This window comes from Nocardia macrotermitis (genome assembly GCF_009604405.1).
In the GTDB taxonomy this organism is placed as follows: domain Bacteria; phylum Actinomycetota; class Actinomycetes; order Mycobacteriales; family Mycobacteriaceae; genus Nocardia; species Nocardia macrotermitis.
Genome location: NZ_WEGK01000026.1, coordinates 45,755 through 69,733 on the forward strand (window position 1 = coordinate 45,755; position 23,979 = coordinate 69,733).

A 23,979-nucleotide genomic window follows, 5' to 3' on the forward strand; every position below is an offset into this window, starting at 1 on the left:
GGTAATGGTGGCCGGAAGTCCGTCCGTCGCAGTCGAATCGCTGCCCGGGACCCGAGATATCCTGCGCGAACTGGAATCCGGTGACGGCGAGTCCGTCCACCTGATCCGAGGACGCGCGGCAACCGGCAAATCCGCCCTGCTCGGCGCGATCCGCACCCGCCTGCGCGCCCGCGGCATCCCCGTCTGCGACACCGTCGCCGAGGCCCTCGCCCCCGGCGCGCGCCCCGCGCTGATCCTGGACGACGCCCACACCCTCGACCCGGTCGAGCTGGAAAAACTCAGCGCCGCAATAGGTTCGGACTGCGGCACGATCGTCGTCGCGACCCGCCCGCGCCCGCACGACAACGCCCTGCGCGCCCTGGCCGACGCGGTGTCCCGGCGCGGCCGGGTGACCGATCTGCGCCCGCTCGGCGTGAGCGATATCGCCCCGTTCGCCCGTGAACTGGGCATGATGACCCCGCGCGCGATCGTCGAACACGTGCACCGCCGCACCGGCGGCATCCACGGCGGCGTGGTCGCCACCCTCTCCGCGGCCAGCGCGACCAGGCTCGATGCGGGCGTGGCCGCGGTGGACCGCGCGGTGGCCACCTGGGCGCGGGCGATGCTCGAGGACGCCGATCCGGATCTGCTGGACGTCTTCGTCGTCGCCACCACCGGCACCGGCCTGGACCCCGACGAACTCACCGAGATCCTGGGCACGAACTATTCCGCCGCAAGGGATCTCATCGATCGCGCGCGTGCGACGGCCCTGATCACCGACGCCGATCTGCTGCTGTCCGCGGCCGAGACCCCGCTGCGCACCCTGGTCGGCGACCGCCGCTTCCTGGCCGTGCAGCGCCGGCTGCTCCAGGCCCGCCTGGATGCCGGGCTGCTGCGCGATCACACCGCCCTGCTGCTCGCCGAATCCGGCGTCAACGATCCGCGCCTGTGCGAATTCCTCTGCGCCGCAGCGGAGAACGCGGGCGACGAGGCGGTCCGCTACTACGCCGCCGCCGCACGCGGCGGCGCGGACCGCGCCCGTATCGCGGTCCGCTGGTCCGAGGCCGCCGCCCGCATCGGCGACGGCGACACCGCCCTGCGCCTGGCCGAACCGATCCTCGCCGATCCGGCCGCGCCGCGCGCGGATCTGGCTGCGGCCGTACGGATCTGCGCGGGCGTGTGGACCCGCCGCGGCCTGACCGCCCGCGCCGCCCGCCTCTACACCTGGCTCGGCCCGGACCGCGTCGGCGCGGACTGGGCCCTGGGCGCGAGCGTGCTGTACCTGTCGGGAGATCCGGAGGCCGCCACCACCCTGTCGGCCTCCGCGGACCTGTGGCCGCCGACCGAGGCCACCACCCGCTCCGGCCTGATCGCCGACGCCCTGTCCCGCACGATCACCGAATCCACCCGCACCACAACACTTTCCGCCGCCTCCGCGCTGATCCAGGCCGCCCGCGCCGACGCCACCGACCGCTTCGTCCCCTGCACCGCGACCACCATCGCGACCCTGCTGTGCCTAGGCATGGGCGAACCCCACCGCGCCGCCGACGCGCTGGGCGCAGATTCCCCCTACTCAGTCCTGGCCGCGTGGACCGCGATGCTCGGCGGCGACGAGCAGACCGCCGCAGCCCTGATCACGGATCTGGACCTGGCCGCACTTACGCCACGTGACCGTCTGCTCGCGCACGGCGTCCGGGTCGGGCTGGCCCGGCGCGGCGGCGACCACACCGTGCTCATGCTGGCCTGGCAGGCCGCGCTCCCACTCTTCGACGACGTCGGCGCGGATCTGCTGACACTGCTGCCGATCGGTGAACTGTGGTTGGCCGGCATCCGCCTGAACGACGAGAGCCGCATCGCAACGCTCGTGGAGTCGGCTCGAGAACTGTTGTCCCGCTTGGGAAATCCGCCCGCCTGGGCGAACGCCTTCCACTGGTACGCGATCCAGGCGGCGATCGCCCGCGGCTGCCCCGACGAACTGCTGCCACCGGCCCACCAACTCAAGGCCGCCGCCGAAACCGGCGATCCGCACGCCGCCACCCTGGCCGATGCGGGCCGCACCTGGATCCTGGTGCTGCGCGGCGAGGTCGACCCGGACCGGGTGACCGCCGCGGTCCGCCGACTCGCCGAGATCGGCCTGCGCTGGGATGCGGCCCGGCTGGCCAGCGAGGCCGCGCTGGCGGGCACGGACCCCGCGGATTCGACCGCACTGCTCAAACTCGCCCGCAGCGTCCGCGCCGACGCCCGCCCACCGCAACGCCCGGCCGAACCGGTCCTCCCGCGACAGCCCGAACGCCCCACCCCCGCGCCCGCGTCGGCCTCGGTGCTGAGCGAACGCGAACGCGAGGTCGCCGAACTGGTCCTGCTGGGGATGACCTATCGCGAGATCGGCGCTCGGCTGTACATCTCGGCGAAGACGGTGGAGCATCATGTCGCGCGCATCCGACGTCGGATCGGGGCCGGGTCGCGTTCGGAGCTATTGTCGATGCTTCGCGCCATGGGACACGGTTCGCTGCTCGTGTAGGCGGCGCGAACACGAACCAGGATGGATCGAGGGCGAGGTAACGAGGATGGCCACAGGGGTGGGCCTGCGAATCGCCGACGACGAATGCCTGGCGGCGATCGTCACCGGCGGGGGCGGCGAACCCGGGGATGAGGCGTCCGAGCCGAATTTCGTGGTGCGCGAATCGGTTCTGCACATGGCCGAGGACGGCGACACCACCCTGGGCGGGGATCCCCCTGCCGGACCGTCGCATTCGATCACCGGATTCGCCGCGGCCGTCGGCGATCCGGCGGGCATCAGCGTCGACGAGGGTGAGGCGTACCGGGCCGAGGATCTGTTGGCCACGGCCCTGTTCTGTCTGATCGATCTGGCGGCGGCGCAGCTGAGCGGTCCCGCCGAGTTCTATGCCGTGCATCCCGCGGACTGGCCCGCCGCACAGGTGCTGGCCCTGCGTGACGCCCTGGACTATCTGGGCCTGCGCTCGGTGGTGTTGATCAGCGAGGCGATCCTGCCCGGCGCGCACACCGGCCGCGAGTACGCCGCCGCGGCCGCCCGGGACGCGCTGGCCGCGGTGCTGTCCACCCCGGCGGGCACGACCCCGCCGGACCCCAGTCACGCGGAGAACCCGCTCGAGGCCACCGATGTGCTGCCCGCGATCCGCGAACCGATGGCGCAGGCGTATTCCGCGGCCATCCCGGTGGACCGGTCCGCCGCGGCCGCCCCCGCGCCCGCACCCACCCCGGCCGCGGAGCCGACCGCGACCCGGGTGGCCCCGGCCGTGGCCGCCCTGCCCCCCAGCGGCCCGCGCCGCACCCCGATGCTGATCGCCGCGGCCGCCGCTGTCGGCCTGCTGCTCGGCGGTATCGCGGTGGCGCTGGTCCTGGGCAGTGGCGATTCCACTCCCGCGCCGACCGTTCCGGACGCTCGTTCCGACCTGACCCCGACGAGTCAGCCGACCACGACCACGCACCCGCCGACCACGATCCGGCACACCCCGGCCCCGGCCGTCCCGCAACCGCCGGTCCGCCGCACCGTCACCCCGCCCACGACCACAACCACTCCGCCGCCGACCACGACCCCGCGCACCACCACGCCGACCTATCCGACCGTGACCGCGCCCCCGAGCGATACGCCCTACCCGAGCAACCCCTGGGATGCCCCGCCGAGCCAATCGCCGTACTTTCCATACACTTTCGACCCCTACCCGACCTTTCCGACGGCCCCGACCTACGGTTTCCCCTCCTCGGGCTTCCCATGATCGGTTCGTAGGGAACTTCCCGCGTTTGTGCCTTAAAGTGGTGCGCTGACCGTAACAATTCGGCGCCCGGCCGGAGGGTGCGGTCGCAACAGAGCGAGGGTCGTTGTCGCGCAACGAAACACGGCACTCGGATCTACCGGCACAATCGGGTGCCCTACGAAGGGACTTCATGCGCAAGTTGACGGGCCGTCGCGCAACGGTCAAAGCTTCCACCGTCGCAATCGCCTCGACCCTGCTCCTGAGTCCCCTGCTCGGCACCGCGCCCGCCGCCGCCGCACCCGCTCCGGCGACCGCACAGCTGAAGGCCGATCAGTTACCGCCCGCCTTGGTCCAGGCCATCGCCCGGGATCTGAAGATGAGTCCGGCGCAGTATCTCGACCGTGCCGCCAAGGCCCAGCAGTTGCGCGACTACGCGCACAAGTTCCGGTCCGCGCACCCGGAGCAGTTCGCCGGTGCCTGGATGACGCGCGACGGTAAGCCGACGATGGCCGTCACCTCGCTCGAGGCCGCGCACACCGCGTCCTCGGCCGGATATCAGACCCGGCTGGCCCCGATCTCGGCGGACAAGCTGGAGAATTCGCTCGATCAGCTGACGCAGTGGATCAACGCGCTACCCCGGCAGGTCTCCGCGGCGATCAACTCGGTCGCGATCGACGTACTGAACAGCCAGCTGATCCTCACCGTCGCCAACACCCCGGCCGGCAAACTGCTGAACCTGCCGACGCTGATCGCCAACGTCAAGGTGATCCTGTCCCCCGACGGCGGCGGCCCGGTCGATCACCACCCGATGGGCGGCGACACCTACATCAGCGCGCCCACCTCGCTGCACGATTCCGCGCTCAAGACCGTGGATGTCTGCTCGTTCGGTTTCAACAGCGTCGACTCGCACGGCACCGCGTTGAATATCAGTGCGGGACACTGTGATCCGAATCTGGGCAAGGGCAACCAGCAGGCCGGGGTGTGGGTGCCCGATCCGCGCAACCTGAAGTCCAGCCCGCAGGCGGGTTCGTTCGTGAACGCCCAGCTCGGCGGCGCGAGCGGCCTGGACTACTCGGTCATCAAGCTGACCGACCGCGCGGTGAAGGCCGGAATGGACCGGCCCACGGTGCGCGGCGCGAACGGCACCACCCTGACGCTGACCGGCACCGCGGAGCCGGTGACCGGCGCACCGGTCTGCAAATCCGGCCAGTCCTCCACGTTCACCTGCGGTTACGTCGTCGCGGACCGGGTCGAGACGCAGCTGTACACCGCGGAGGGCGAGTCCAAGACGGTCCGCGGTTTCGCCAGTTCGGCCTGCACCCTGGGCGGGGACAGCGGCGGCGCGATCGTCACCGGTACGCTCGCACTCGGCATCACCAGCGGTTCCAACGCGGCCGACGCACCGGACTGCAAGGAGGCCAATATCGACCTCGCGCAGTACGGCGGTACGGCTTCGCTCGGTATTCCGATCCGGTCGATCCTGGCCGACATCGATGCCAAATCCGGTGGCGGGCTCGGCTCGGGGATCACGGTCCGCGTGCGGCCGAATGCCGGATGAGTGTGAATTGTCCTGAATTTCTCCCGAACGATTTCGGCATGTGCTCCAGCGCGGCCGATCACCCGACGTGATAAGTAGGCATCAGAGTGCGAAACCCATATAGTCGGCACATGCTCCTGCCACGCCATCTGCCTTCGCGCGCTGCCCGACGCGGCTCGCGCAACCGTTTCCGCGACGCAGCGGTCGCCGCCTCGGCGGCGATGCTGGTGCTGGGCCCGCTGGCGGCCACGGCATCGGCGGATCCGGCCAAGGCGCCCACGCCGAATCTGCCGGTCGATCTGGCCGCGGCGGTGCAGCGGGATCTGAAGATCTCCCCGCAGGAGTACCTGCACCGGGCCGACGTGGCCCAGCAGGTGAGCGATTTCTCGACCACCGCCGAGCGGCAGTACCCGCAGACCTTCGCCGGAGCCTGGCTGAACGACGCCGGTAAGGCCGTGGTCGCGCTGGCTCCCGGCGCGGGTCACGACGACGCCGCGAAGGCCGCGGCCAAGGCCGGTTACCAGGTCAAGCAGGTCGCCAAGACCGAGACCGCGTTGCGCAGCGAGAAGAACACCTTCCAGCAGTGGCTGTCCGGTCAGCCCAAGTCGGTGTCGGGGCAGGTGCGCGGCGCGGTGATCGACACCGTGAACAACGCGCTCGCGGTCCGCGTCGACAAGGCCGGACTGCCGATGCCCGGATTCATCGATCCGGCGCGGGTGATCGTGATGGCCGCCGCGCCGACCGGTCCGCAGCAGTCCGATATCGCGAAGGCGTCCGCCGTCGCGGGGCAGATGCGCACCAGCCAGATCGCCGCCGGTGACGCGTACGCCTCGGTCGCGGGCAAGATGCAGCTGATCTGCTCCTCGGGCTTCAACGGTGTCGATGGCCGCGGCAACGTCGTCAACATCACCGCCGGTCACTGCGATCCGAACATCCCCGCCGCGGGCACCGCGAACGCCCCGGCCATGTACGAGGTCGCGCCGGGCGAGCACCTGGGCGCGCAGCTGGGCACCTTCCAGAAGTCGGTGCTGGGCGCGCAGGACTACTCGATCGTCGCGATCAACAGCGCGTCGCGGAACCGCTTCAGCAACAACCTGGTTCGCGTTCCGGGGCGGGCCCCGCTGGCCATCACCGGCGTCGCGAATCCGGTCATCGGCGCGCCGGTCTGCAAGTCGGGTTCGCGCACCGGTTTCAGCTGCGGTGTGGTGAGCGCGGTCGACCAGGAGGTCCAGGTCGGCGATCACAACCTGGAGCACTCGTTCTCCGCGAGCATCTGCGCGCTGCCCGGTGATTCGGGCGGGCCGCTGGTGTCCGGGACGAAGGCGCTGGGCGTGTCCAGCGCGTCGTCGGTGGCCGACTACCCGATCTGCGCGATCCCCGACCTGATCGGCGCACTCACCGGTAACGCGCCCCAGCTGTTCGCCCAGCCCGTCAGCGCGATCCTGTCCGCCAACCCGGGTCTGCGCCTGCGCACCAACTGATTTCCCGTCGAAAGGGCCGACAGCACACCGCTGTCGGCCCTTTCGCATGTTCGCCGGTCGTTGTCCGGGCACACGATGTGGCAGTTCAACGGCGGTGCTGGGTGGTTACCCGGTCACGGCACATCCGGCATTCTGGTGATATGCATCCGATCGTGGCGCACCGCCCCGGCCCCGAGCCGCGGTCGGATATCCCACGACGTCACCGAATTCCGCCGCCCCGGGGAAACGACGGCCCGCTGCCGTTGCCCGGGCCGGACCTGGATCGACGCGGCGGATGCGGAGGATCCTGTCCGGAGTCGATACCGGCTGTCGGAGCGGGTGAGCGAAGCGGAGGCAAAGATAATGTGTCTGGTTCTGACTGCGTGGCGGGCGCACCCCGAGTACCGGTTGATCGTGGCGGCCAATCGGGACGAGTTCTATACCCGGCCGACCGATTCCATGCGATGGTGGCCCGAGGTGGACGGGTTGCTGGCGGGGCGGGATCTGGGGGCGGCGGGCGCGGTTCCCGGGACCTGGCTGGGGTTGATGGGCGCGGCGCATCGGTTCGCGGCGGTGACGAATGTGCGTGGGCCGGGCGAGGATCGCACCGAGACGCGTTCGCGCGGTGCGCTGCTGATGGATTTCCTGCGCGGTGAGCTCGCGCCGAAGAAGTTCCTCACCACGATCGGTCCGGACCGCTACAACGGCTACAACCTGATCGTCTCGGACCTCCAGACGCTGTGGTGGCACAGCAATCGCAGCGCGCACACCCCGCTGGAGCTGCCGCCGGGCCTGCACGGGCTGTCCAACGGCGCGCTGCTCGGTTCGGCGAACACCCTGCGCGACACCGTGATCCGCACCGACACCGACGCACCGGCCTGGCCGAAGGTGCGCGAGGGACTGCGAGCTCTGGGTGCCGCCGTCGCGCACGATCCCAGCGATGTGGACGGCTATTTCACCGTGCTGGCCGACCGCACGATCGCGCCCGACGACGAATTGCCTTCCACCGGACTGCCATTGGCCCGCGAGCGCATCGTCTCGGCACGTTTCATCCCCAGCACCGATCACGGAACCCGGTGCAGCACAGTGCTGCTGGTGCGTGAGGACGGCGAGTTCACGGTCGCCGAACGATCCTTCGCCATCCACGGCCGTCCGCTGGGCGAGGTGTCGTTCAGCGGGCGTCTGGCCCTACCGGACTGATCCGGAAAACGCGCTCAGCGACCGGGATTCGCCCACTGGGTGGTGCCGTCCTTGGCCTTCCAGGTGTTCTGGAGCTCGATGACGGACTGGTTCAGCGGCGGACCGCCCGCCATGATCGTGCCCAGCACACCACCGCCGATACCGCCCAGGATCAACCCGGGGATGCACACGATCCAGAAGGTGAGCACGCAACCGACCAGACCGCCGATCACCGCGCCGACCAGACCGCCGACCGCGAACGCCAGCCCCGCCTTGGTCGCGACGTCGTTGAACGCCCGCTGATTCTCGACCGCCGAGGCAACGGGCTTGGCCTGCAACGGTTTCCCGTCGACCGAGGCATCGACCAGCCGCGGCGCGATCGGCTTGCTCAGATCCACACCGGCGGGGCGGACCGGGGTCAGATCGAGTTCGCGGCCGTCGGCGCGCAGCACCGGGGTGACCGGGATCCGCACCCCGGACACGCGGAAGTCCAGCGGCAGTTCGAGGGCGATGGCGCCGGTGGAATCCTTGACGTTCACGACCCGCCGGGTCTGTCCGGGCGTCGCGCCCGGCTTGTCGACCAGCTGGAACGTACCGTTCTTCAGCTTGGTGACGACCGTCTTCCCGACCTGCGCGGCCGAGTACTCGAGCTGCGGCCGGGTGGGTGCAGGGGCGGCGTGCGCGGTACCCAGCCCGACGGTCATCGAGCCGATGACCACGGCCGCCGCCGCAGCGCTTCTGCGGAACGTCATTCGGTATTCCAATCCTTCATCAGTTTCGGGCGTGATCTTAGCCGAACCGGGCGGATCGGGCCGGGCTTCGCGGCGGGACCGACACCACGAGACCGGCCCGCCCTCACGAAACGCGAGAGCGGGCCGGTCTGCTGGAAATCGGGATTACTTGTGCGCCTTGTTCGCCGACGGTGCGGGGGTGACGCCGACGGCCTGCGCCCACTTGCTCTTACCGGCCGGGGTCTGCATGGTGTGGACCAGTTCCATACCCGCGGCGACCAGGGTCGGACCGCCGACGGCAATGGTGCCCAGCACGCCACCGAGGGTCGCGCCGACCGGAATGCCGGCGAGGCAGCCCACACCGAACAGCGGCAGACCGAAGATGCAGCCGACGACCGCGCCGATCGCCATGCCGACGAAGCTGCCGATACCGGTGGCCAGACCGAACTTCGTCGCGAAGTCGCTCATCGCGGCGTTGTCCTCCTGCGGGGAGGCGATGTCCTTGGCCTGCGGGACCACGCTCTGCTTCTTGACCGCGGTCTGCTGCGTCGAGGCGCTCTGCGCGGCCGCCTCGCTCAGCTTCGCCTGCGCCCGGGCGTCGGCCTTGGACTGCGGTACCGCGATCGGGGTGCCCTCGGTGGTGAACGGCTGCGCGATCACGGTGGCTTTCGAGATATCCGTACCGGTAGGTTTGGTCGGCGTCAGTTGCAGCACCTTACCGCCGTCTTTCACAACGGGAACGACCGGAATCCGGACACCGGAGATCCGGTAATCCAGCGGCATTTCCATCGCAATTCTGCCGGCCTTGTCTTTCACATTGACAATTTGCTGCGGCGCGGCCTGCGGGGTGGCGCCGGGCTTCGCGACCACCTGGAAGGTTCCCCCCTGCAAGGTGGCCACCACCGCCTTGTCGACCAGTTTGACCGAGTAGTCGATCGCATCCTTGGCCGGCTTGGGAGCAGGAGCGGCATGCGCGGTACCGACGGCTGCGGTCATTGCACCGATGACCAGTGCGGCACCCGCGGTAGCGGAGCGGAACTTCATTCAAGTTTCCAATCATCATCAGGTACTGCCGTGCGTCATCCCTCCGCGAGAGCCCGCGCATCCCTCGTGTCGCTGCCACATCGGCACAGCCGATGGGCGCGGCCTACGGAACCCTCCCCGAGCAGAGTGAAAGATTTACACAGCAAGCAGGACGCGCTGAGCCTAATCGAACGGGCAGCAGGAAGCGACATCCATTTCCCACGGATGGAGTAAGCGTGTCCTTGCCCCGGACCGGCAATTGCCGAGTTTTACCGTTATACCCATTCCGGCCACGGCAAACGCCCAGGACAATACGTGAGCCGACTCACAGAGCCGGGCCCACGAACCCCAGCACGCTGGGGCGTATCAGTTAGCGATCATAGAGTGGACAGCTAAGTTACCGGCGAGTAACTTACTGGCAGTTAGTATGCGAGACAACCCTGGCGGCAACAGCCCTGCCGCCGAATGCTCGTTGAACCGAAGGAAGGTCGCGACATGAATGCCCTGACGATCACGTTGGGCACGATCGGTGTCCTCGTCAGCATCCCCTGTTGGGCAGCGTTCGTCTGGGCCGTCTGGAAGATCGTCCGCACGATCCGACTCGGACAGCCCGCCCCGGACCGCTGGCATCCGTTCGTCCCGCGCCTGGCCACCATGATCAAGGAGTTCGCGGCCCACACCCGGATGGTCAAATTCCGGACCGTCGGCTGGGCGCACTGGCTCGTGATGGTCGGGTTCCTGCTCGGCTTCATTCTCGTCTTCCAGGCGTACGGGCAGATCTTCAGCCCGACCTTCACCTGGCCCTGGGTCGGCCACACCCTCGTCTATCACCTGATCGATGAACTGCTCGGAATCGCGACGATCATCGGCGGGCTCGTGCTGATGACCATCCGCCAGTTGAACCACCCGCGCGTGCCCGCGCGACTGTCGCGCTTCGGCGGCTCCAACTTCCTGGCCGCGTACTTCGTCGAGTGGGTCGTGCTCATCGAGGGCCTCGGCATGGTCGGTGTGAAGGCCGCGGTGATCAGCTACGACGGTGAGTCGAACGCGGTCAGCGACTTCCTGACCATGCAGATCGCGAAGATCCTGCCCGCCAGCGCCGCACTGGTCTCGATCCTGGCCTTCATCAAGCTGATGTCCGCGATGGTCTGGCTGGCCGTGGTGAGCCAGAACATCAACTGGGGTGTGGCGTGGCACCGGTTCGCGGCGTTCTTCAACATCTACTTCAAGCGTGAGGACGACGGCGGCGTCGCGCTGGGTGCGGCCAAGCCGATGACGTCCAAGGGCAAGGCCCTGCTGGACATGGAGGAGATCGATCCCGACAACGACACCCTGGGCGTCGGCAAGGTCGAGGATTTCTCCTGGAAGGGCTGGCTGGACTTCACCACCTGCACCGAATGTGGTCGGTGCCAGTCGCAGTGTCCGGCGTGGAACACGGGTAAACCGTTGTCGCCCAAGCTGTTGATCATGTCGCTGCGGGACCACGGGCAGGCCAAGGCTCCCTATCTGCTCGCCGGTGGAAAGAAGGATATGGGCGGCGACGAGATCGGTCTGGTCGACGCCGAGGGCAAGCCGAACGAGGCCGCGCTGGCGCAGATCTCGGAGGCGGCGCGGGCCGAGGCCGAGCGGCCGCTGGTCGGGGCCGAGGATGTCAGCGGCATCATCGATCCCGAGGTGCTGTGGAGCTGCACCACCTGTGGCGCCTGCGTCGAGCAGTGCCCGGTGGATATCGAGCACGTCGACCACATCATCGATATGCGGCGCTACCAGGTGCTGATCGAATCGGAGTTCCCGTCCGAGCTGGCGGGTCTGTTCAAGAACCTGGAGAACAAGGGCAACCCCTGGGGCCAGAACGCCAAGGACCGGCTCAACTGGATCTCCGAGCTGGACTTCGACATTCCGGTGTTCGGTCAGGACGCCGAGAGCTTCGACGGGTACGAGTACCTGTTCTGGGTCGGCTGCGCCGGTGCGTACGAGGACCGTGCGAAGAAGACCACCAAGGCCGTCGCCGAACTGCTGGCCACCGCGGGCGTGAAGTTCATGGTGCTCGGTCAGGAGGAGACCTGCACCGGTGACTCGGCGCGACGCGCGGGTAACGAATTCCTGTTCCAGCAGCTGGCCATGCAGAACATCGAGACGTTCAACTCGGTGTTCGAGGGCGTCGAGCAGGCCAAGCGCAAGATCGTGGTCACCTGCGCGCACTGCTTCAACGCGCTGAACAACGAATACCCGCAGGTGGGCGGCAATTACGAGGTCGTGCACCACACGCAACTGCTGAACCGCCTGGTGCGCGGCAAGCAGCTGGTGCAGGTCAAGCCGGTGTCGGAGAAGGTCACCTATCACGACCCGTGCTACCTGGGACGGCACAACAAGATCTACAACGCACCGCGTGAGCTGATGAGCGCGGCGGGCGCGAAGGTCACCGAAATGCCCCGGCACGGTGAGCGTTCCATGTGCTGTGGCGCCGGTGGCGCGCGCATGTGGATGGAGGAGCAGCTCGGTAAGCGGATCAACCTGGACCGGACCGACGAGGCGCTGGCCGCGTTGGACGGCGGCAATGCCCCGTCGATGATCGCCACCGGCTGCCCGTTCTGCCGCGTCATGCTCACCGATGGTGTCACCGCACGCAAGGATTCGGGCGAGGTCGGCCAGGGCGTCGAGGTGGTCGACGTCGCGCAGCTGATGTTGCAGTCCATCGATCGGGTCGAACCGGCGACGTTGTCGGAGAACCTGAAGGTGATCCAGCAGCCCAAGGCCGAGCCCGAACCGGTCGCACCCGTCGCCGAGGCGGCACCGGTCGCCGAGCCCGAAGCACCGGCGGAGGCGAAACCCGCTGCGGCCAACGGCCTCGCGATGAAGGGCGGCGGGAAAGCCCCCGGCGGACTGGCCATGAAGAGTGGCGGCAAGGCGCCCGGCGGCGGCCTGTCCATGAAGGGCGCGGCCAAGGCGCCCGGCGCGAAAGCCGCACCGGCCGAAGCGGATTCGGCGGCCGAGACCCCGGCAACCCCGGCACCCGCCAAGGGCCTGTCGATGAAGGGCGCGGCGAAAGCGCCCGGTGCCAAGGGACTCGCGATGAAGGGTGCCGCGAAGGCGCCCGGCGCGAAGGCGACTCCGGCCCCGGCCGAATCCGCGGAATCGGCTGAGGCTCCCGCCGCACCCGCGGCCAAGCCCGGCGGCCTCTCGATGAAGGGCGCAGCCAAGGCGCCCGGCGGCAAGGGCCTCGCCATGAAGGGCGGCATCAAGGCGCCTGGCGCGAAGGCAGCCGAAAGCGATTCGGCCGCAAGCGAATCCGCGACCGAGTCGAGCGCGGCAACGTCGAGCGCGGCAACCGAGCAGTCGGCGGCCACGACGGAATCGACTGCGTCGGAAGCCAAACCGACGGTCGCGGCCAAGGGCCTGGCAATGAAGTCCGGCTTCAAACGCCCCGGCCCGAAGGCACCCGGCGCACCGAAACCGGCCGCCGAGTCCACACCCGCCCCGACCGCCGAGGACGCTGCTCCGGCAACCGAGCAATCCGCTTCCGCCACAACCGAATCGGCTCCCGCCGCGACGACTGCATCGGAGTCGAAGCCGACAGTGGCCGCCAAGGGCCTGGCCATGAAGTCCGGCTTCAAGCGCCCTGGCCCGAAGGCCCCAGGTACGGCGAAGCCGGCAACGGAGCCCACCCCGGCCGCCGAGGCGTCGGCCGCTGCGGCAACTACTCCAGCGGGGACTGACATACCGGCATCGGGTGCTGACGTATCGAGCGAATCTGCTTCGACGGCAACGGCATCCGATACTCGTACCGCAGCGTCGGAGCCCGCCGCACCGACACCCGACTCCGTCGACGCAACGAGCGAATCCGACTCGGCGGCAACGGCATCCGAGACCACGTCATCCGGCAACGGCACACCGAAGCCGCCCACCGCCAAACCCGGCGGCCTCGGCTTCAAGTCAGGCGCAAAGGCCCCGGGCCGCAAGAACTGACCGATACCCCGAAACCCGAAGGGGCGTAGCCGATCCCGGCTACGCCCCTTCGGCATTCCGCAACAGTCTTCCTCGAGAGGTCAGCCGCGCACCGCCCCCTCCGGCCACACAACCGTCACCGGCACACCGCGCTCACGCGCCAGCGCGACAACACTGCCGGCACCGCCACGCTCCCCGACTCTCCATCCCAGACAGCGATCAACCGATCGCACAATCCGACCACGACCTCGTTCGCAGCCTCGTACGCTTCAGCGCCGGCGTCATCGAAGCCCATCACCTGAACGCGTTCCGCGCGCTCCATCAGCTGATCGAACAACGACGCGTGACTCGCCGCCGAAGACGCAACCGCGGTCGCCCTCCTCATCGACGGGCACGAGCACCGCGAGCCGATCGACGCCGAAGGACTGGCATTCGCGATCACACGGATACAGGCCGACGATGAGCCGACCGCGCTGGTGCATACCCGGGACGGCTGCGCGATCAAGGTGACTCACCAATACCCTTGTGCGAGTGCCAATTTGGCGGATGCCCGCAGGTAAGCCCCATTGCCGGGCCCGCCCCGTGGACTGCCGGGTGGATAGGGGGCGGGCCCGGCGCGGGGCGGCGAGGACCGGTCTGCGGTCAGTCCTCGCCGCCGCCCACCGCCAACGCTGTCGTGATGACGGCCGACAGGGGTGGGAGTGTGGTGTCGTCGCCGGTGGGTGGGACCACCCAGTGGCAGCCCTCCCTGGTCCAGCGGCCGAGGCCGGTCGGGAGCATGATGGCGCTGCCGATGGCCGGGATACCGATATCGATACGGTCGAGCAGGTCCACCATCGAATGTCCGGGACGGTCGTCCGGGGTGACCACGAAACTCCACCGGGTCTGCCGAGCCAGTACCGGTGCGGAAATGCCTTGATCGATCAGGGAATCGCTGACCCGTCCGGCGCGCGCGAGAGGTAGGTGCAGGACACCGATGCGACCGGTGATCGGCAACATGACGTAGCCGCCGCGCTCGATCACCGGCAGGGCGAACTCGTACCTGTACAACGCGACCCAATCCTCGGCGGTCCTGAGTTTCTCGACGTTCACGGCGAACTCCCTCGGTCCCTCCAAGGTTCCCGCGAACGTACCCCGCGAGGTAACGTCCCCTCACCAGCCTTGCACTGCCCTTCCACTGCCATTGACGGGCGACCTGCTGTTTCCGCGATACCAGCTCGATTTCGGCTGTGGCCGTGATCACTTCACGCTCGTACTCTGGAGTTCGAAGTTCGTGTGGAAAGGGTGACATCGTGGTCCGGCAGTGGTCTGGCAGGGAAGCCCGTGCCCTCCGCGATGCCAAGCGGATGAGTATCCGGGAGTTCGCTGCCCATTTGGGTGTACACGAACGACTGGTCTCGAAATGGGAGGCCGGGGGCACACGTGTCCACCCCCGGCCCGTCAACCAGGCCGCACTGGACACCTCCCTGGCCAGGTCCGACGAAGTTGTGCGGGCACGGTTCGCGGCCATGATCGATCAGCCCCTCATCGATCGGCCCGCACCGGAATTCGATACGCGGCCGGATGATTCGGCGCGCACCCAGTACTCGACCGACGCGGAACTGTTGACACTCGTCGACAGCGGTGCGATGAGAGGTGATGCGTCGGGCACGATTTCGGAGAGGGATCTGATCATGGCGGCCGCCCACGAAGCCAGCGAGCATGCCGGACGCGCGGAGTCCACCAATATCGGCGCGACCACGCTGGAACAGTTCGACGCCGATGTCACCCGTATCGCCAACGATTACGTGCACGCCGCGCCGGTCCCGATGATGGTCGAGATGTTGCGGGTGCGGCGGCGGGTGTACCGGTTCCTGGAGGGACATCAGAGTCCCGCCGACACCGGACATCTGTATCTGCTGGCGGGCACCCTGTCCGGGTTGCTCGCCAACGCCAGCACCGATCTGGGCTATCACGACGCCGCGGGCGAGCAGGCCCGCGCGGCCTGGGCCTACGCGGAACTGTGCGGGCACAACGGTTTACGCGCCTGGACCCGAGGCATGCAGGCGTTGATCGAGTACTGGTCCGAACGTCCGCGCCGCGCGGTGCAATTGGCGCAGAGCGGACAGCAGTACGCGGATTCGGTGACCGCCCGGGTGCGGCTGCTCAACATCGAGGCGCGCATCTGGTCCAAACTCGGTTCGATCAGCGATACCGAACGCTGTATCCGTGCCGCCGAACTGGCCCGTTCCGGATCCGGCACCGACGAGCTGCACGACGAGATGGGCGGCGTCTTCGGCTTCGACGAGCCCAAGAGCCACTACTACGCGGGCGCGACCTACATCCATCTCGGCCAGGCCGAACCCGCCCTGACCGCGACCGAACGCGCCATCGACCTGTACGCCAACGGCCCGCAGGACCAGCGCTCCTACGGCGCCGAGGCCCTGGCCCGGGTCGACAACGCGGCCGCGCACCTGATCAACGGCAGTATCGACGGCGCGGCCGATTCGGTGCAGCCGGTGCTCGAGCTGGCGGAGGACAAACGCATCGCCCAGCTCGAGGAACGCCTGACCGGGCTGCGACACCGCATCGCCGGTCCACGTTTCCGGGCCGCGGTGGAGGCGCGCACATTGGACGAACGGATCGAGGAGTTCTGCGGATCGAGTGCGGCTCGGGGGATGCTGCCCATCGATCCGGCACTATGACTTGCTCCACAGTTCGCGGCCCGGGCCAGCACCTCGGGCCGCCCAGTTCCACCAACCCCGTACCAGGCCGACAGCAATGTTCGCGGCCCGGCTTGCCGATGAGACGCGTGGCGGGTGCGAGGAACGAGTGCCCGACACGGGGCTCATCGGTGAGCCTCAAGGGGCCGCGAACCGCCGTAGCGGAGCGGAGGCCAAAGACACTGTCGCGGCCCGTCTCCTCGTTCGGACGCGTGGCGGGTGCGAGGAACGAGTGCCCGACACGGGGCCGAACGGCGAGACTCAGGGGGCCGCGAACACGCCGGGGCGGAGCGGAGGCCAAAATTACAGCGTGAGTCCTACGAGCCAGCCACCGCAGCGTCCGCGCCCGCTGGAGCAATCGCGCAAGCTCCAGAACGTTCTCTACGAGATCCGGGGTCCGGTACACGCACACGCGGCACGGCTGGAGTCGGAGGGTCACCGCATCCTCAAGCTCAATATCGGCAACCCCGCGCCGTTCGGATTCGACGCGCCCGATGTGATCATGCGGGACATGATCGCGGCGCTGCCGGTCGCGCAGGGGTACTCCGAGTCCAAGGGCATCCTGTCCGCGCGCCGGGCCATCGTGACCCGCTACGAGCTGGTCTCCGGATTCCCGGAATTCGACGTCGACGACGTCTACCTGGGCAACGGCGTGTCCGAGCTGATCACCATGACCATGCAGGCCCTGCTGGACAACGGTGACGAGGTGCTGATCCCGGCCCCGGACTATCCGCTGTGGACGGCGATGACCAGCCTCGCGGGCGGCACCCCGGTGCACTACCTGTGCGACGAGTCCAACGACTGGCAGCCCGATATCGCCGATATCGAATCCAAGATCACCGACCGCACCAAGGCGCTGCTGATCATCAACCCGAACAATCCGACGGGTGCGGTGTATTCGGCCGAGGTGTTGCAGCAGGTGGTCGACCTGGCCCGCAAGCACCAACTGCTGCTGCTGGCCGACGAGATCTACGACAAGATCCTGTACGACGACGCCAAGCACGTCTCGCTGGCGAGCCTCGCGCCGGATCTGCTGTGCCTGACGTTCAACGGGCTGTCCAAGGCGTACCGGGTGGCCGGGTACCGCTCGGGCTGGGTGGTGATCACCGGCCCGAAGGAGCATGCGAGCGGATTCCTGGAGGGCATCGATCTGCTGGCCTCGACCCGGTTGTGCCCGAATGTGCCTGCGCAGCATGCGATTCAGGTCGCGCTCGGCGGACATCAGAGCATCGAGGATCTGATCCTGCCGGGCGGGCGGCTGCTGGAACAGCGCGATGTGGCGTGGGAGAAGCTCAACACCATTCCGGGTGTGTCCTGTGTGCAGCCGAAGGGTGCGTTGTACGCGTTCCCGCGGCTGGATCCGGAGGTGCACGAGATCCGCGACGACGCGAAGCTCGTGCTGGATCTGCTGTTGCAGGAGAAGATCCTGATGGTGCAGGGCACCGGGTTCAACTGGCCGTGGCACGACCATCTGCGGATCGTGACGTTGCCGTGGGCGCGGGATCTCTCGGTCGCGATCGAGCGCTTCGGCAACTTCCTGGCGAGCTACCGGCAGTAGGGGTTCGCGCCCGATACAACGCCGACAAACCGACGGGCAGAAGCCTCGAAAACAGACCGGAAGTACGGGAAGTCTGGTTTTTGAAGACTTGACTGGCGAAAAGAACGCCGGTTTGTGTACAGTGGTTTTCGGCACCGAAAGTGCCCCCGGCCGAGCCGCCTACCCCCCTGGGCCGCTCGGCCCCGGGTCCAGCCGCCTACCCCCCTGGGCCGCTGAGACCCCGGGCGGCGGAGACATCCCCCTGCTCTCCGCCGCCCCTCCCAACTTCTCGTATCCCGCCGGATTCGGTTGGTACGTCCGGCTTTTCGAAACACCCCGCCCGGACCTCCCGACGCACTGCCGGTGCCGGGACAGGTCCCATCATTTACGCTCGCCCGGTGAGCGACCACCATCACCATCACGACCACTCCGGTCCGATCGCGATCGGGGCCACCGCGGCCCGCATCGTCGTCGGGCTGCTGACCGGCATCGGCGTGCTCGTGGTGATCGGCGCGGTGGTGCTGTGGCCGAGTCATCAGCACATCGATATTCCGCTGCCGATGCAGAACGGCGGTGGCGGCGCGGTGCAGACCGAGGCCGGTACGGTCACCATGCAGGCCGTCGGGCCGTGCGGCAGCCCGTCCAACGGCAAGGTGTTCGCGGACACCCCCGAACCGCCCCCGAACAACAGTTACACCTGCGCGCGCAGCCTGGTGTCCATCGAATCCGGGCCGGCCGCGGGCAAGCACACGCTGCTCGAGATCGCGCCCGGACCCGGCCAACCCGTGCTGCGGCAGGGCGACCACATCCGGATCCTGCGGCAGAACGATCCCAGTGGATCGCCCAACTACTCCTTCGAGGACTACTCGCGCGGCTTCCCACTGACGGTGGTGGTGCTGCTGTTCGTGCTGGTGATCGTGGTGGTGGCGCGCTGGCGGGGTTTGCGCGCGGTGCTCGGGCTGGTGTTCGCGTTCGTGGTGCTGATCATGTTCATGCTGCCCGCGCTACTGGACGGCAAACCCGCGCTGCCGGTCGCGGTGGTGGCCGGGGCGATCATTCTGTACGCGGTGTTGTATCTGGCGCACGGGGTGAATCTGCGCACGAGTTCGGCGCTGCTGGGCACCTTGAGCGCGATGGTGCTGGCGACCGTATTGTCCTGGGGCGCACTGAAGATCACGCATGTGACCGGGTTGTCCCAGGAGGACAACACCAACGTCGCCACCTATGTGCAGCACGTGAGTATCACCGGATTGTTGTTGGCGGGCTTCATCATCGGCTCGCTCGGTGTGCTCAACGACGTCACCATCACGCAGGCGTCGGCCGCCTTCGAACTCGCCGCGATCGACGAGAAGGCCACGCGCCGTGAGGTTTTCGCCGCCGCCATGCGAGTGGGCCGGGACCACATCGCCAGTACCGTCTACACCCTGGTACTCGCCTACGCCGGCGGGGCGCTGCCGCTGCTGCTGATGTTCTCCGTCGCCGGGCGCTCGCTGAGCGATGTGATCACCGGTGATTCGGTGGCCATCGAGATCGTGCGATCGGCCGTCGGCGGTATCTGCCTGGCGTTGTCGGTGCCGCTGACCACGGTCATCGCGGTGCTGCTGGCCCGGCCGTTCTCGTTGAAGTCCGAGCCCGAACCGCCGCCGCGGCGACGTCCCGCGAAAGCCGTTGCGGGCGAACGGCCGACGCGTCGCTCGTCGGGGACCCGCGCGGAGGGCGCCCGGCCGCGACGTCGTCCCGCCGACGCCCAGCGCCGCGCCGAGCCCGACCCGAACCCGGACGACGCGGCCGACGAGGACTACCTGCACAGCCTCTCGCAGGAGGAGTACCGCCCCACCCAACCGGCCCGCCGACGTCCCGGCAGCCGCGGCGCCCCACCGGACCGGTCTCCGGACGAGCGCCCGAACCGCGCCGACGAGTCATACCGCCGCACCACCGGCTCGAATCAGCAACCCGCCGAACCGTATTCGGGCGAACAACCGGCCGCTCGCCAACGCCTGAGCCCGGAACCCCCGAACACCGGCGCGCAACCACGCGTCCGCCCCATCCCGTACGCGAAGCAGTGGCCGGACCAGGCCGACCCCGGTTACTCCACATCGGACCCGGCCACCGATCCCGGATCGCCCCGCGTGAACCGCCTCGCCGCCAACCCGTCACCGAACTACGACACCGGCACGACCCCCGCCGCCGACTGGTTCGCCGACGCCACCCCGAATCGCCACTCCGGCACCCCACCCCGACAACCCTGGCCCACCGACCCCTACGCCAGCGACACCTACTCGAACCAGTACCCCGACCCCCAACAACCCAGACCACGCCTGTCGGGCCGCCCCGACAACCCCGACACCTCCGGCCGTCACTACCGAAGAGACCGGTCCGCAAACGAATACGACGAATAACCACATCGCTCGGGCCGCGGCCGTTTTCGCACAGTCGACACGACGTCCGGCCCCGCGAGTCTTTTGGTCGGCAAGAAGCCTTACGCCGGGAAGCCGAGACAGGGACCGATCAACGACGACCTCCGCTGCCGTCATGCCGGGCAGCGAAAGCCGGGTACATCGGTAGCCCCTCTCGCAGAGCACATTCGGCGAGGTGCTGTGCGCGAGGTGCTGTGCCTCGATCAGCGATGCGGGGCCGGGGGGAGGAGGGGTGGGATGGTGGGGACGACGATGGCGGGGAGGCCCGGGACAACGATGATGGTGTTGGGGCCGGGATGGGTGGGGGTCGGGGTTTCGGTGTGGGGGCGGTAGACGGGGGCCGGGGCCACCGAGGCGTTGGTGGAGTCGGCGGGTGGGGTGGTGAGTGTGGTGGTGGGGGCCGAGGTGGGTGGGGTGCTGGTCGGGGCGGCGGTGGGGGTGGTCTTGGTGCTCTGTGAATCACCGCGCAGCACTTGGGAACCCCAGCTCAGGCCGAGGCCCAGGGCCGCGACCACGACGAGTGCGCCGACCGCGATCCCCGCGACGCTCAGATCCCGCTTCCCCCGGAACACACCGATATCGCCCGAGGCGAACCCGCGCCCCACGAACTGGGACCCGCGGCCGCCCACCATCATTCGCCGCTTCCGGCGCGAGCGGCCACCGAGCACCGACCGGTCCGGCCGCACCACCGGCAACACCTCGGTCTTCGCCTCCGCCTGCGTCGCGGCCCGCGACGGCCGGGCCAGCAGCGCGGCGCCGCGGGCGACGACCGTCTCCGGATCCGCCGGAGCCAGCACCGGCACCCCCAGCGACCGCTCCAACACCTTCGCCACCTGCGGAATCCGCGCGCAACCGCCGATCACGACGACGGCCTGCACCGATCGTTCGGAACGCACGATCACATCGCGGGTCATCCGTGCGGAGGATTCCACGGCCAGGATGGTCAGCGCGTCGAAGTTCTCCTGCGACAACAACACCAGGCCGTATTCGCACGGCAGCGCGACCGCGCTACTGCCGGTCAACTGCTCTTTGGCCGAGCGGCACAGCTGATCGAGCAGCTCCAAGCCCTCGGGGTCGGGCGGATGGGCGATGCGCCCGGACGCGATCTGCTGTTCGCGGATCAGCGAATCCAGGTAGTCGCCGCTGATATCGCTGGTGCGCTCGCTGTAGTGCACCTGCCGGGTGGCGATGTCGACGACGCTGATCGACAGGCCCGCGCCGCCCAGATCGTAGAGCGCGATCGTGGTCATCTTCGTCAGTGCGCCACTGGCCCGCAGGAATTCGACCGCTGCGGACACCTCGGGGACCAGGTCGTAATTGGTGAGCGAACACCGGGCCAGGGCCGCGCGCACCGACCGGGCGTGCGCCTCGTCGCGATACGCGATCGCGGTGGCGCCGATCTCGGAATCGAGTGCGGCGACGATGGCCTCGGCGGCGACATCGGCCACGGACTCCTCGCCGACCTCGGCGACGCTCACCTCGAAACCGTCGGGCGCGAAATGTTCGGCGGAATTACCGGATCGAGGACGCGCGATACGAATTGCGCTCGCCCCCACCGATATTCCCAATACCGAACTCATCTGCCGCCCATCTCGTCTCACAATCCACGACGTGCGCGCGGGCCGCTACGCAAGCTGGGTTCTACGCGAGCTCCAACGCCTGCCGCTCACGTCGCGCGGTACGGGCCACTGTACCTTGCCCGGAAAACAGACTACGGCGTGCCGAGCCCCGCGTACACCCATCCGGCCTCGCGCCACCTGGCGCGTTCGAGACAGTTGCGGCCGTCGATGATCGAGCGCGCACGCACCACCGGATTCAGATCCTCGGGACGCAGCGCGGTGAATTCCTGCCATTCGGTGAGGACCAGCACCACATCCGCGCGATCGCAGGCATCCGCGACCGACGTCGCGTAATTCAGTGTCGGAAATACCCGTCGCGAATTCTCCAGCGCCTTCGGGTCGTAGACGGTGACGACCGCGCCGTGCAACTGAATCATTCCCGCGACATTGAGTGCGGGCGAATCGCGCACATCGTCGGATTCGGGTTTGAACGCCGCGCCGAGAACGGCCACATTCGCGCCGAGCAGCGAACCGCCGCACGCCTTGGCCGCCATATCCACGACCTTGGTGCGGCGGCGCATGTTGATGTTGTCGACCTCACGCAGGAACGCGACCGCGTGATCCGCACCGAGCTCACCCGCGCGGGCCATGAACGCGCGGATGTCCTTGGGCAGGCAGCCGCCGCCGAATCCCAAGCCCGCGTTGAGGAATCGGCGTCCGATCCGGGCGTCGTAACCCAGCGCGTCGGCGAGCACGGTGACGTCCGCGCCGGTCGCGTCGCACACTTCGGAGACCGCGTTGATGAACGAGATCTTGGTCGCCAGAAAGGCATTCGCCGAGACCTTCACCAATTCGGCTGTGGCCAGATCTGTTTGCAGGAACGGCACCTCGGCCGCGAGCAGGTCCGCGTAGATCTCCCGGACCAGGTCGGCGACCCAGTCGGCGCGTTCGCGCGCGGAGTCCACGCCGAGCACCAGCCGGTCCGGACGCAACGTGTCCTGGACCGCGAAGCCCTCGCGCAGGAATTCCGGATTCCACGCGACCTCGACCTCGGTGTTCGCCAGGGCCCGCGCCCGCCTGCCGAGTTCGGCCGCGGTACCCACCGGAACCGTGGATTTGCCGATGATCACCGACGGCCGCTCGATCAGGGGTACGAGCGAATCGACCACGGCGTGAACGTATTTCAGATCCGCGGCGTACTCCCCCTTCTTCTGCGGGGTGCCCACACCGAGGAAGTGCACGTCGGCGTGCTCGGCCGCCTCGGGATACGAGGTGGTGAACCGCAGCCGCCCCGCGTCGAGGTTGCGACGCAGCACCTCCTCGAGCCCGGGCTCGTAGAAGGGTGTCACCCCGTCCGACAGCTTGGCGACCTTACCCGGGTCGACGTCGACACCGACCACATCGTGTCCGAGCTCGGCCATGCACGCGGCATGCGTGGCCCCCAGATAACCAGTCCCGAAAACCGTGAGACGCATATTCCATTGGTAAACGCCCGTCGTGGCCGTGCCGCATCGCTGAGGCAAGTGCCCGGGCAACATCAGATGTACAAGCGGAAACCCCGGCCACACCGGCGTCCGGCCCCGAGAACGGAGTACACCGAGCCGACATCGCACCGAAACATCGCACACCCGATTCGGGCCGCCCGATGCGCGGAGTCCCCCCAATCCGATGGTTCGGCAACCGAGCATCCGATGCCCGGCGGCCGAGCTCGAAGTCGCCCGGAGTGCCGGCCATCTCACGGTTCAGCGACCGGCACACATGCGCGAAGCCGCGGCCATCCGATCGTTCAGCCACCAGGCATCACATGCGCGAAACCAGCGACCATCGGATCGTTCAGCCACCAGACATCACACGCGCGAAACCAGCGACCATCGGATCGTTCAGCCACCAGACATCACACGCGCGAAACCAGCGACCATCGGATCGTTCAGCCACCAGGTGTCAGATGCGCGGAGTCCCAGGCCGCGGATGGTTCGACAAGCGGACGCCCGATGCGCGCAGACCGAACGCCCGATGCGCGCAGCGGGCATTCCGGCGGCGCACTAGCCTCGCGCATTCACCGGAATTCCGACACCGTGTGTCGGTATGAGGAAAGGGTGCTCTGACCTGCGATAATTCGAGTTGTCTAGGTTCGAATATGGCAGTTGCAGGAGCACCCTTTCGGTGAGTCAGT

The 23,979-nt window shown here is 68.4% G+C and carries 14 protein-coding genes and 1 pseudogene; 9 read left to right on the forward strand and 6 right to left on the reverse strand.

Features of this window, described 5'->3' with window-relative positions:
• The first annotated feature begins 4 nt into the window (after positions 1 to 4).
• From NRB20_RS35450 to NRB20_RS35470, 5 genes are all read left to right on the forward strand, one after another.
• A complete protein-coding gene (locus NRB20_RS35450) occupies positions 5 to 2,500 on the forward strand; it encodes a LuxR C-terminal-related transcriptional regulator (protein ID WP_153415796.1) in 2,496 nt (831 codons plus the stop codon).
• A gap of 46 nt (positions 2,501 to 2,546) precedes the next feature.
• Positions 2,547 to 3,737, forward strand: coding sequence for an Hsp70 family protein (locus NRB20_RS35455; RefSeq protein WP_153415797.1), 1,191 nt, complete (start codon positions 2,547 to 2,549; stop codon positions 3,735 to 3,737).
• Positions 3,738 to 3,906: 169 nt separating this feature from the next.
• On the forward strand, positions 3,907 to 5,274 hold the full coding sequence (locus NRB20_RS35460; protein ID WP_153415798.1) for a S1 family peptidase: 1,368 nt from the start codon (positions 3,907 to 3,909) through the stop codon (positions 5,272 to 5,274).
• Positions 5,275 to 5,384: 110 nt separating this feature from the next.
• Entirely contained in the window at positions 5,385 to 6,734 is a 1,350-nt protein-coding gene (locus NRB20_RS35465) for a S1 family peptidase (RefSeq protein WP_194290124.1), read from the forward strand.
• A gap of 342 nt (positions 6,735 to 7,076) precedes the next feature.
• Positions 7,077 to 7,913, forward strand: coding sequence for an NRDE family protein (locus tag NRB20_RS35470; protein ID WP_153415799.1), 837 nt, complete (start codon positions 7,077 to 7,079; stop codon positions 7,911 to 7,913).
• 14 nt (positions 7,914 to 7,927) lie between these two features.
• On the opposite strand, the gene NRB20_RS35475 is transcribed toward NRB20_RS35470, so the two are convergent.
• Positions 7,928 to 8,644, reverse strand: a complete 717-nt coding sequence (locus tag NRB20_RS35475) for a hypothetical protein (protein WP_227834188.1) — start codon at positions 8,642 to 8,644, stop codon at positions 7,928 to 7,930.
• A 144-nt stretch (positions 8,645 to 8,788) separates the two neighbouring features.
• On the reverse strand, positions 8,789 to 9,619 hold the full coding sequence (locus NRB20_RS35480) for a hypothetical protein (protein WP_227834189.1): 831 nt from the start codon (positions 9,617 to 9,619) through the stop codon (positions 8,789 to 8,791).
• A 522-nt stretch (positions 9,620 to 10,141) separates the two neighbouring features.
• Here NRB20_RS35480 and NRB20_RS35485 point away from each other — a divergent pair.
• The gene (locus tag NRB20_RS35485) at positions 10,142 to 13,612 is read left to right on the forward strand and encodes a heterodisulfide reductase-related iron-sulfur binding cluster (RefSeq protein ID WP_153415800.1); all 3,471 of its coding nucleotides are present in this window, start codon (positions 10,142 to 10,144) and stop codon (positions 13,610 to 13,612) included.
• 115 nt (positions 13,613 to 13,727) lie between these two features.
• Here the strand turns inward: NRB20_RS35485 and NRB20_RS35490 are convergent, their stop codons facing one another.
• Together NRB20_RS35490 and NRB20_RS35495 are read right to left on the reverse strand one after the other, a co-directional pair.
• Positions 13,728 to 13,928 carry a hypothetical protein gene (locus NRB20_RS35490; RefSeq protein ID WP_227834190.1) on the reverse strand — a complete coding sequence of 67 codons (201 nt, stop codon included), beginning with the start codon at positions 13,926 to 13,928 and terminating at the stop codon, positions 13,728 to 13,730.
• Between the two features lie 305 nt (positions 13,929 to 14,233).
• Positions 14,234 to 14,683 (reverse strand): hypothetical protein, encoded by a 450-nt coding sequence (locus NRB20_RS35495; protein ID WP_319945819.1) that lies wholly within the window; start codon positions 14,681 to 14,683, stop codon positions 14,234 to 14,236.
• Between the two features lie 281 nt (positions 14,684 to 14,964).
• On the opposite strand from NRB20_RS35495, the gene NRB20_RS35500 reads away from it, so the two are divergent.
• The 3 genes and pseudogenes from NRB20_RS35500 to NRB20_RS35510 form a co-directional block, all read left to right on the forward strand.
• Positions 14,965 to 16,275 (forward strand): tetratricopeptide repeat protein, encoded by a 1,311-nt coding sequence (locus tag NRB20_RS35500; RefSeq protein ID WP_227834191.1) that lies wholly within the window; start codon positions 14,965 to 14,967, stop codon positions 16,273 to 16,275.
• Between the two features lie 328 nt (positions 16,276 to 16,603).
• Entirely contained in the window at positions 16,604 to 17,851 is a 1,248-nt protein-coding gene (locus tag NRB20_RS35505; RefSeq protein ID WP_319945820.1) for a pyridoxal phosphate-dependent aminotransferase, read from the forward strand.
• A gap of 377 nt (positions 17,852 to 18,228) precedes the next feature.
• Positions 18,229 to 19,479, forward strand: a pseudogene (locus NRB20_RS35510) (YibE/F family protein); the annotation flags it as partial.
• A gap of 971 nt (positions 19,480 to 20,450) precedes the next feature.
• Here NRB20_RS35510 and NRB20_RS35515 read toward each other — a convergent pair.
• Together NRB20_RS35515 and NRB20_RS35520 are read right to left on the reverse strand one after the other, a co-directional pair.
• Positions 20,451 to 21,827 (reverse strand): Hsp70 family protein, encoded by a 1,377-nt coding sequence (locus tag NRB20_RS35515; protein WP_153415803.1) that lies wholly within the window; start codon positions 21,825 to 21,827, stop codon positions 20,451 to 20,453.
• 131 nt (positions 21,828 to 21,958) lie between these two features.
• Positions 21,959 to 23,281, reverse strand: a complete 1,323-nt coding sequence (locus NRB20_RS35520; RefSeq protein WP_153415804.1) for a UDP-glucose dehydrogenase family protein — start codon at positions 23,279 to 23,281, stop codon at positions 21,959 to 21,961.
• Between the last annotated feature and the right edge of the window lie 698 nt (positions 23,282 to 23,979).

Excerpts from the sequence above, each read along its gene's own strand:
- NRB20_RS35450 (WP_153415796.1), top strand. The coding sequence starts at position 5 with ATGGTGGCCGGAAGTCCGTCCGTCGCAGTCGAATCGCTGCCCGGGACC.
- NRB20_RS35455 (WP_153415797.1), top strand. The coding sequence starts at position 2,547 with ATGGCCACAGGGGTGGGCCTGCGAATCGCCGACGACGAATGCCTGGCG.
- NRB20_RS35460 (WP_153415798.1), top strand. The coding sequence starts at position 3,907 with ATGCGCAAGTTGACGGGCCGTCGCGCAACGGTCAAAGCTTCCACCGTC.
- NRB20_RS35465 (WP_194290124.1), top strand. The coding sequence starts at position 5,385 with ATGCTCCTGCCACGCCATCTGCCTTCGCGCGCTGCCCGACGCGGCTCG.
- NRB20_RS35470 (WP_153415799.1), top strand. The coding sequence starts at position 7,077 with ATGTGTCTGGTTCTGACTGCGTGGCGGGCGCACCCCGAGTACCGGTTG.
- NRB20_RS35475 (WP_227834188.1), bottom strand. The coding sequence starts at position 8,644 with ATGACGTTCCGCAGAAGCGCTGCGGCGGCGGCCGTGGTCATCGGCTCG.
- NRB20_RS35480 (WP_227834189.1), bottom strand. The coding sequence starts at position 9,619 with ATGACCGCAGCCGTCGGTACCGCGCATGCCGCTCCTGCTCCCAAGCCG.
- NRB20_RS35485 (WP_153415800.1), top strand. The coding sequence starts at position 10,142 with ATGAATGCCCTGACGATCACGTTGGGCACGATCGGTGTCCTCGTCAGC.
- NRB20_RS35515 (WP_153415803.1), bottom strand. The coding sequence starts at position 21,827 with ATGAGTTCGGTATTGGGAATATCGGTGGGGGCGAGCGCAATTCGTATC.
- NRB20_RS35520 (WP_153415804.1), bottom strand. The coding sequence starts at position 23,281 with ATGCGTCTCACGGTTTTCGGGACTGGTTATCTGGGGGCCACGCATGCC.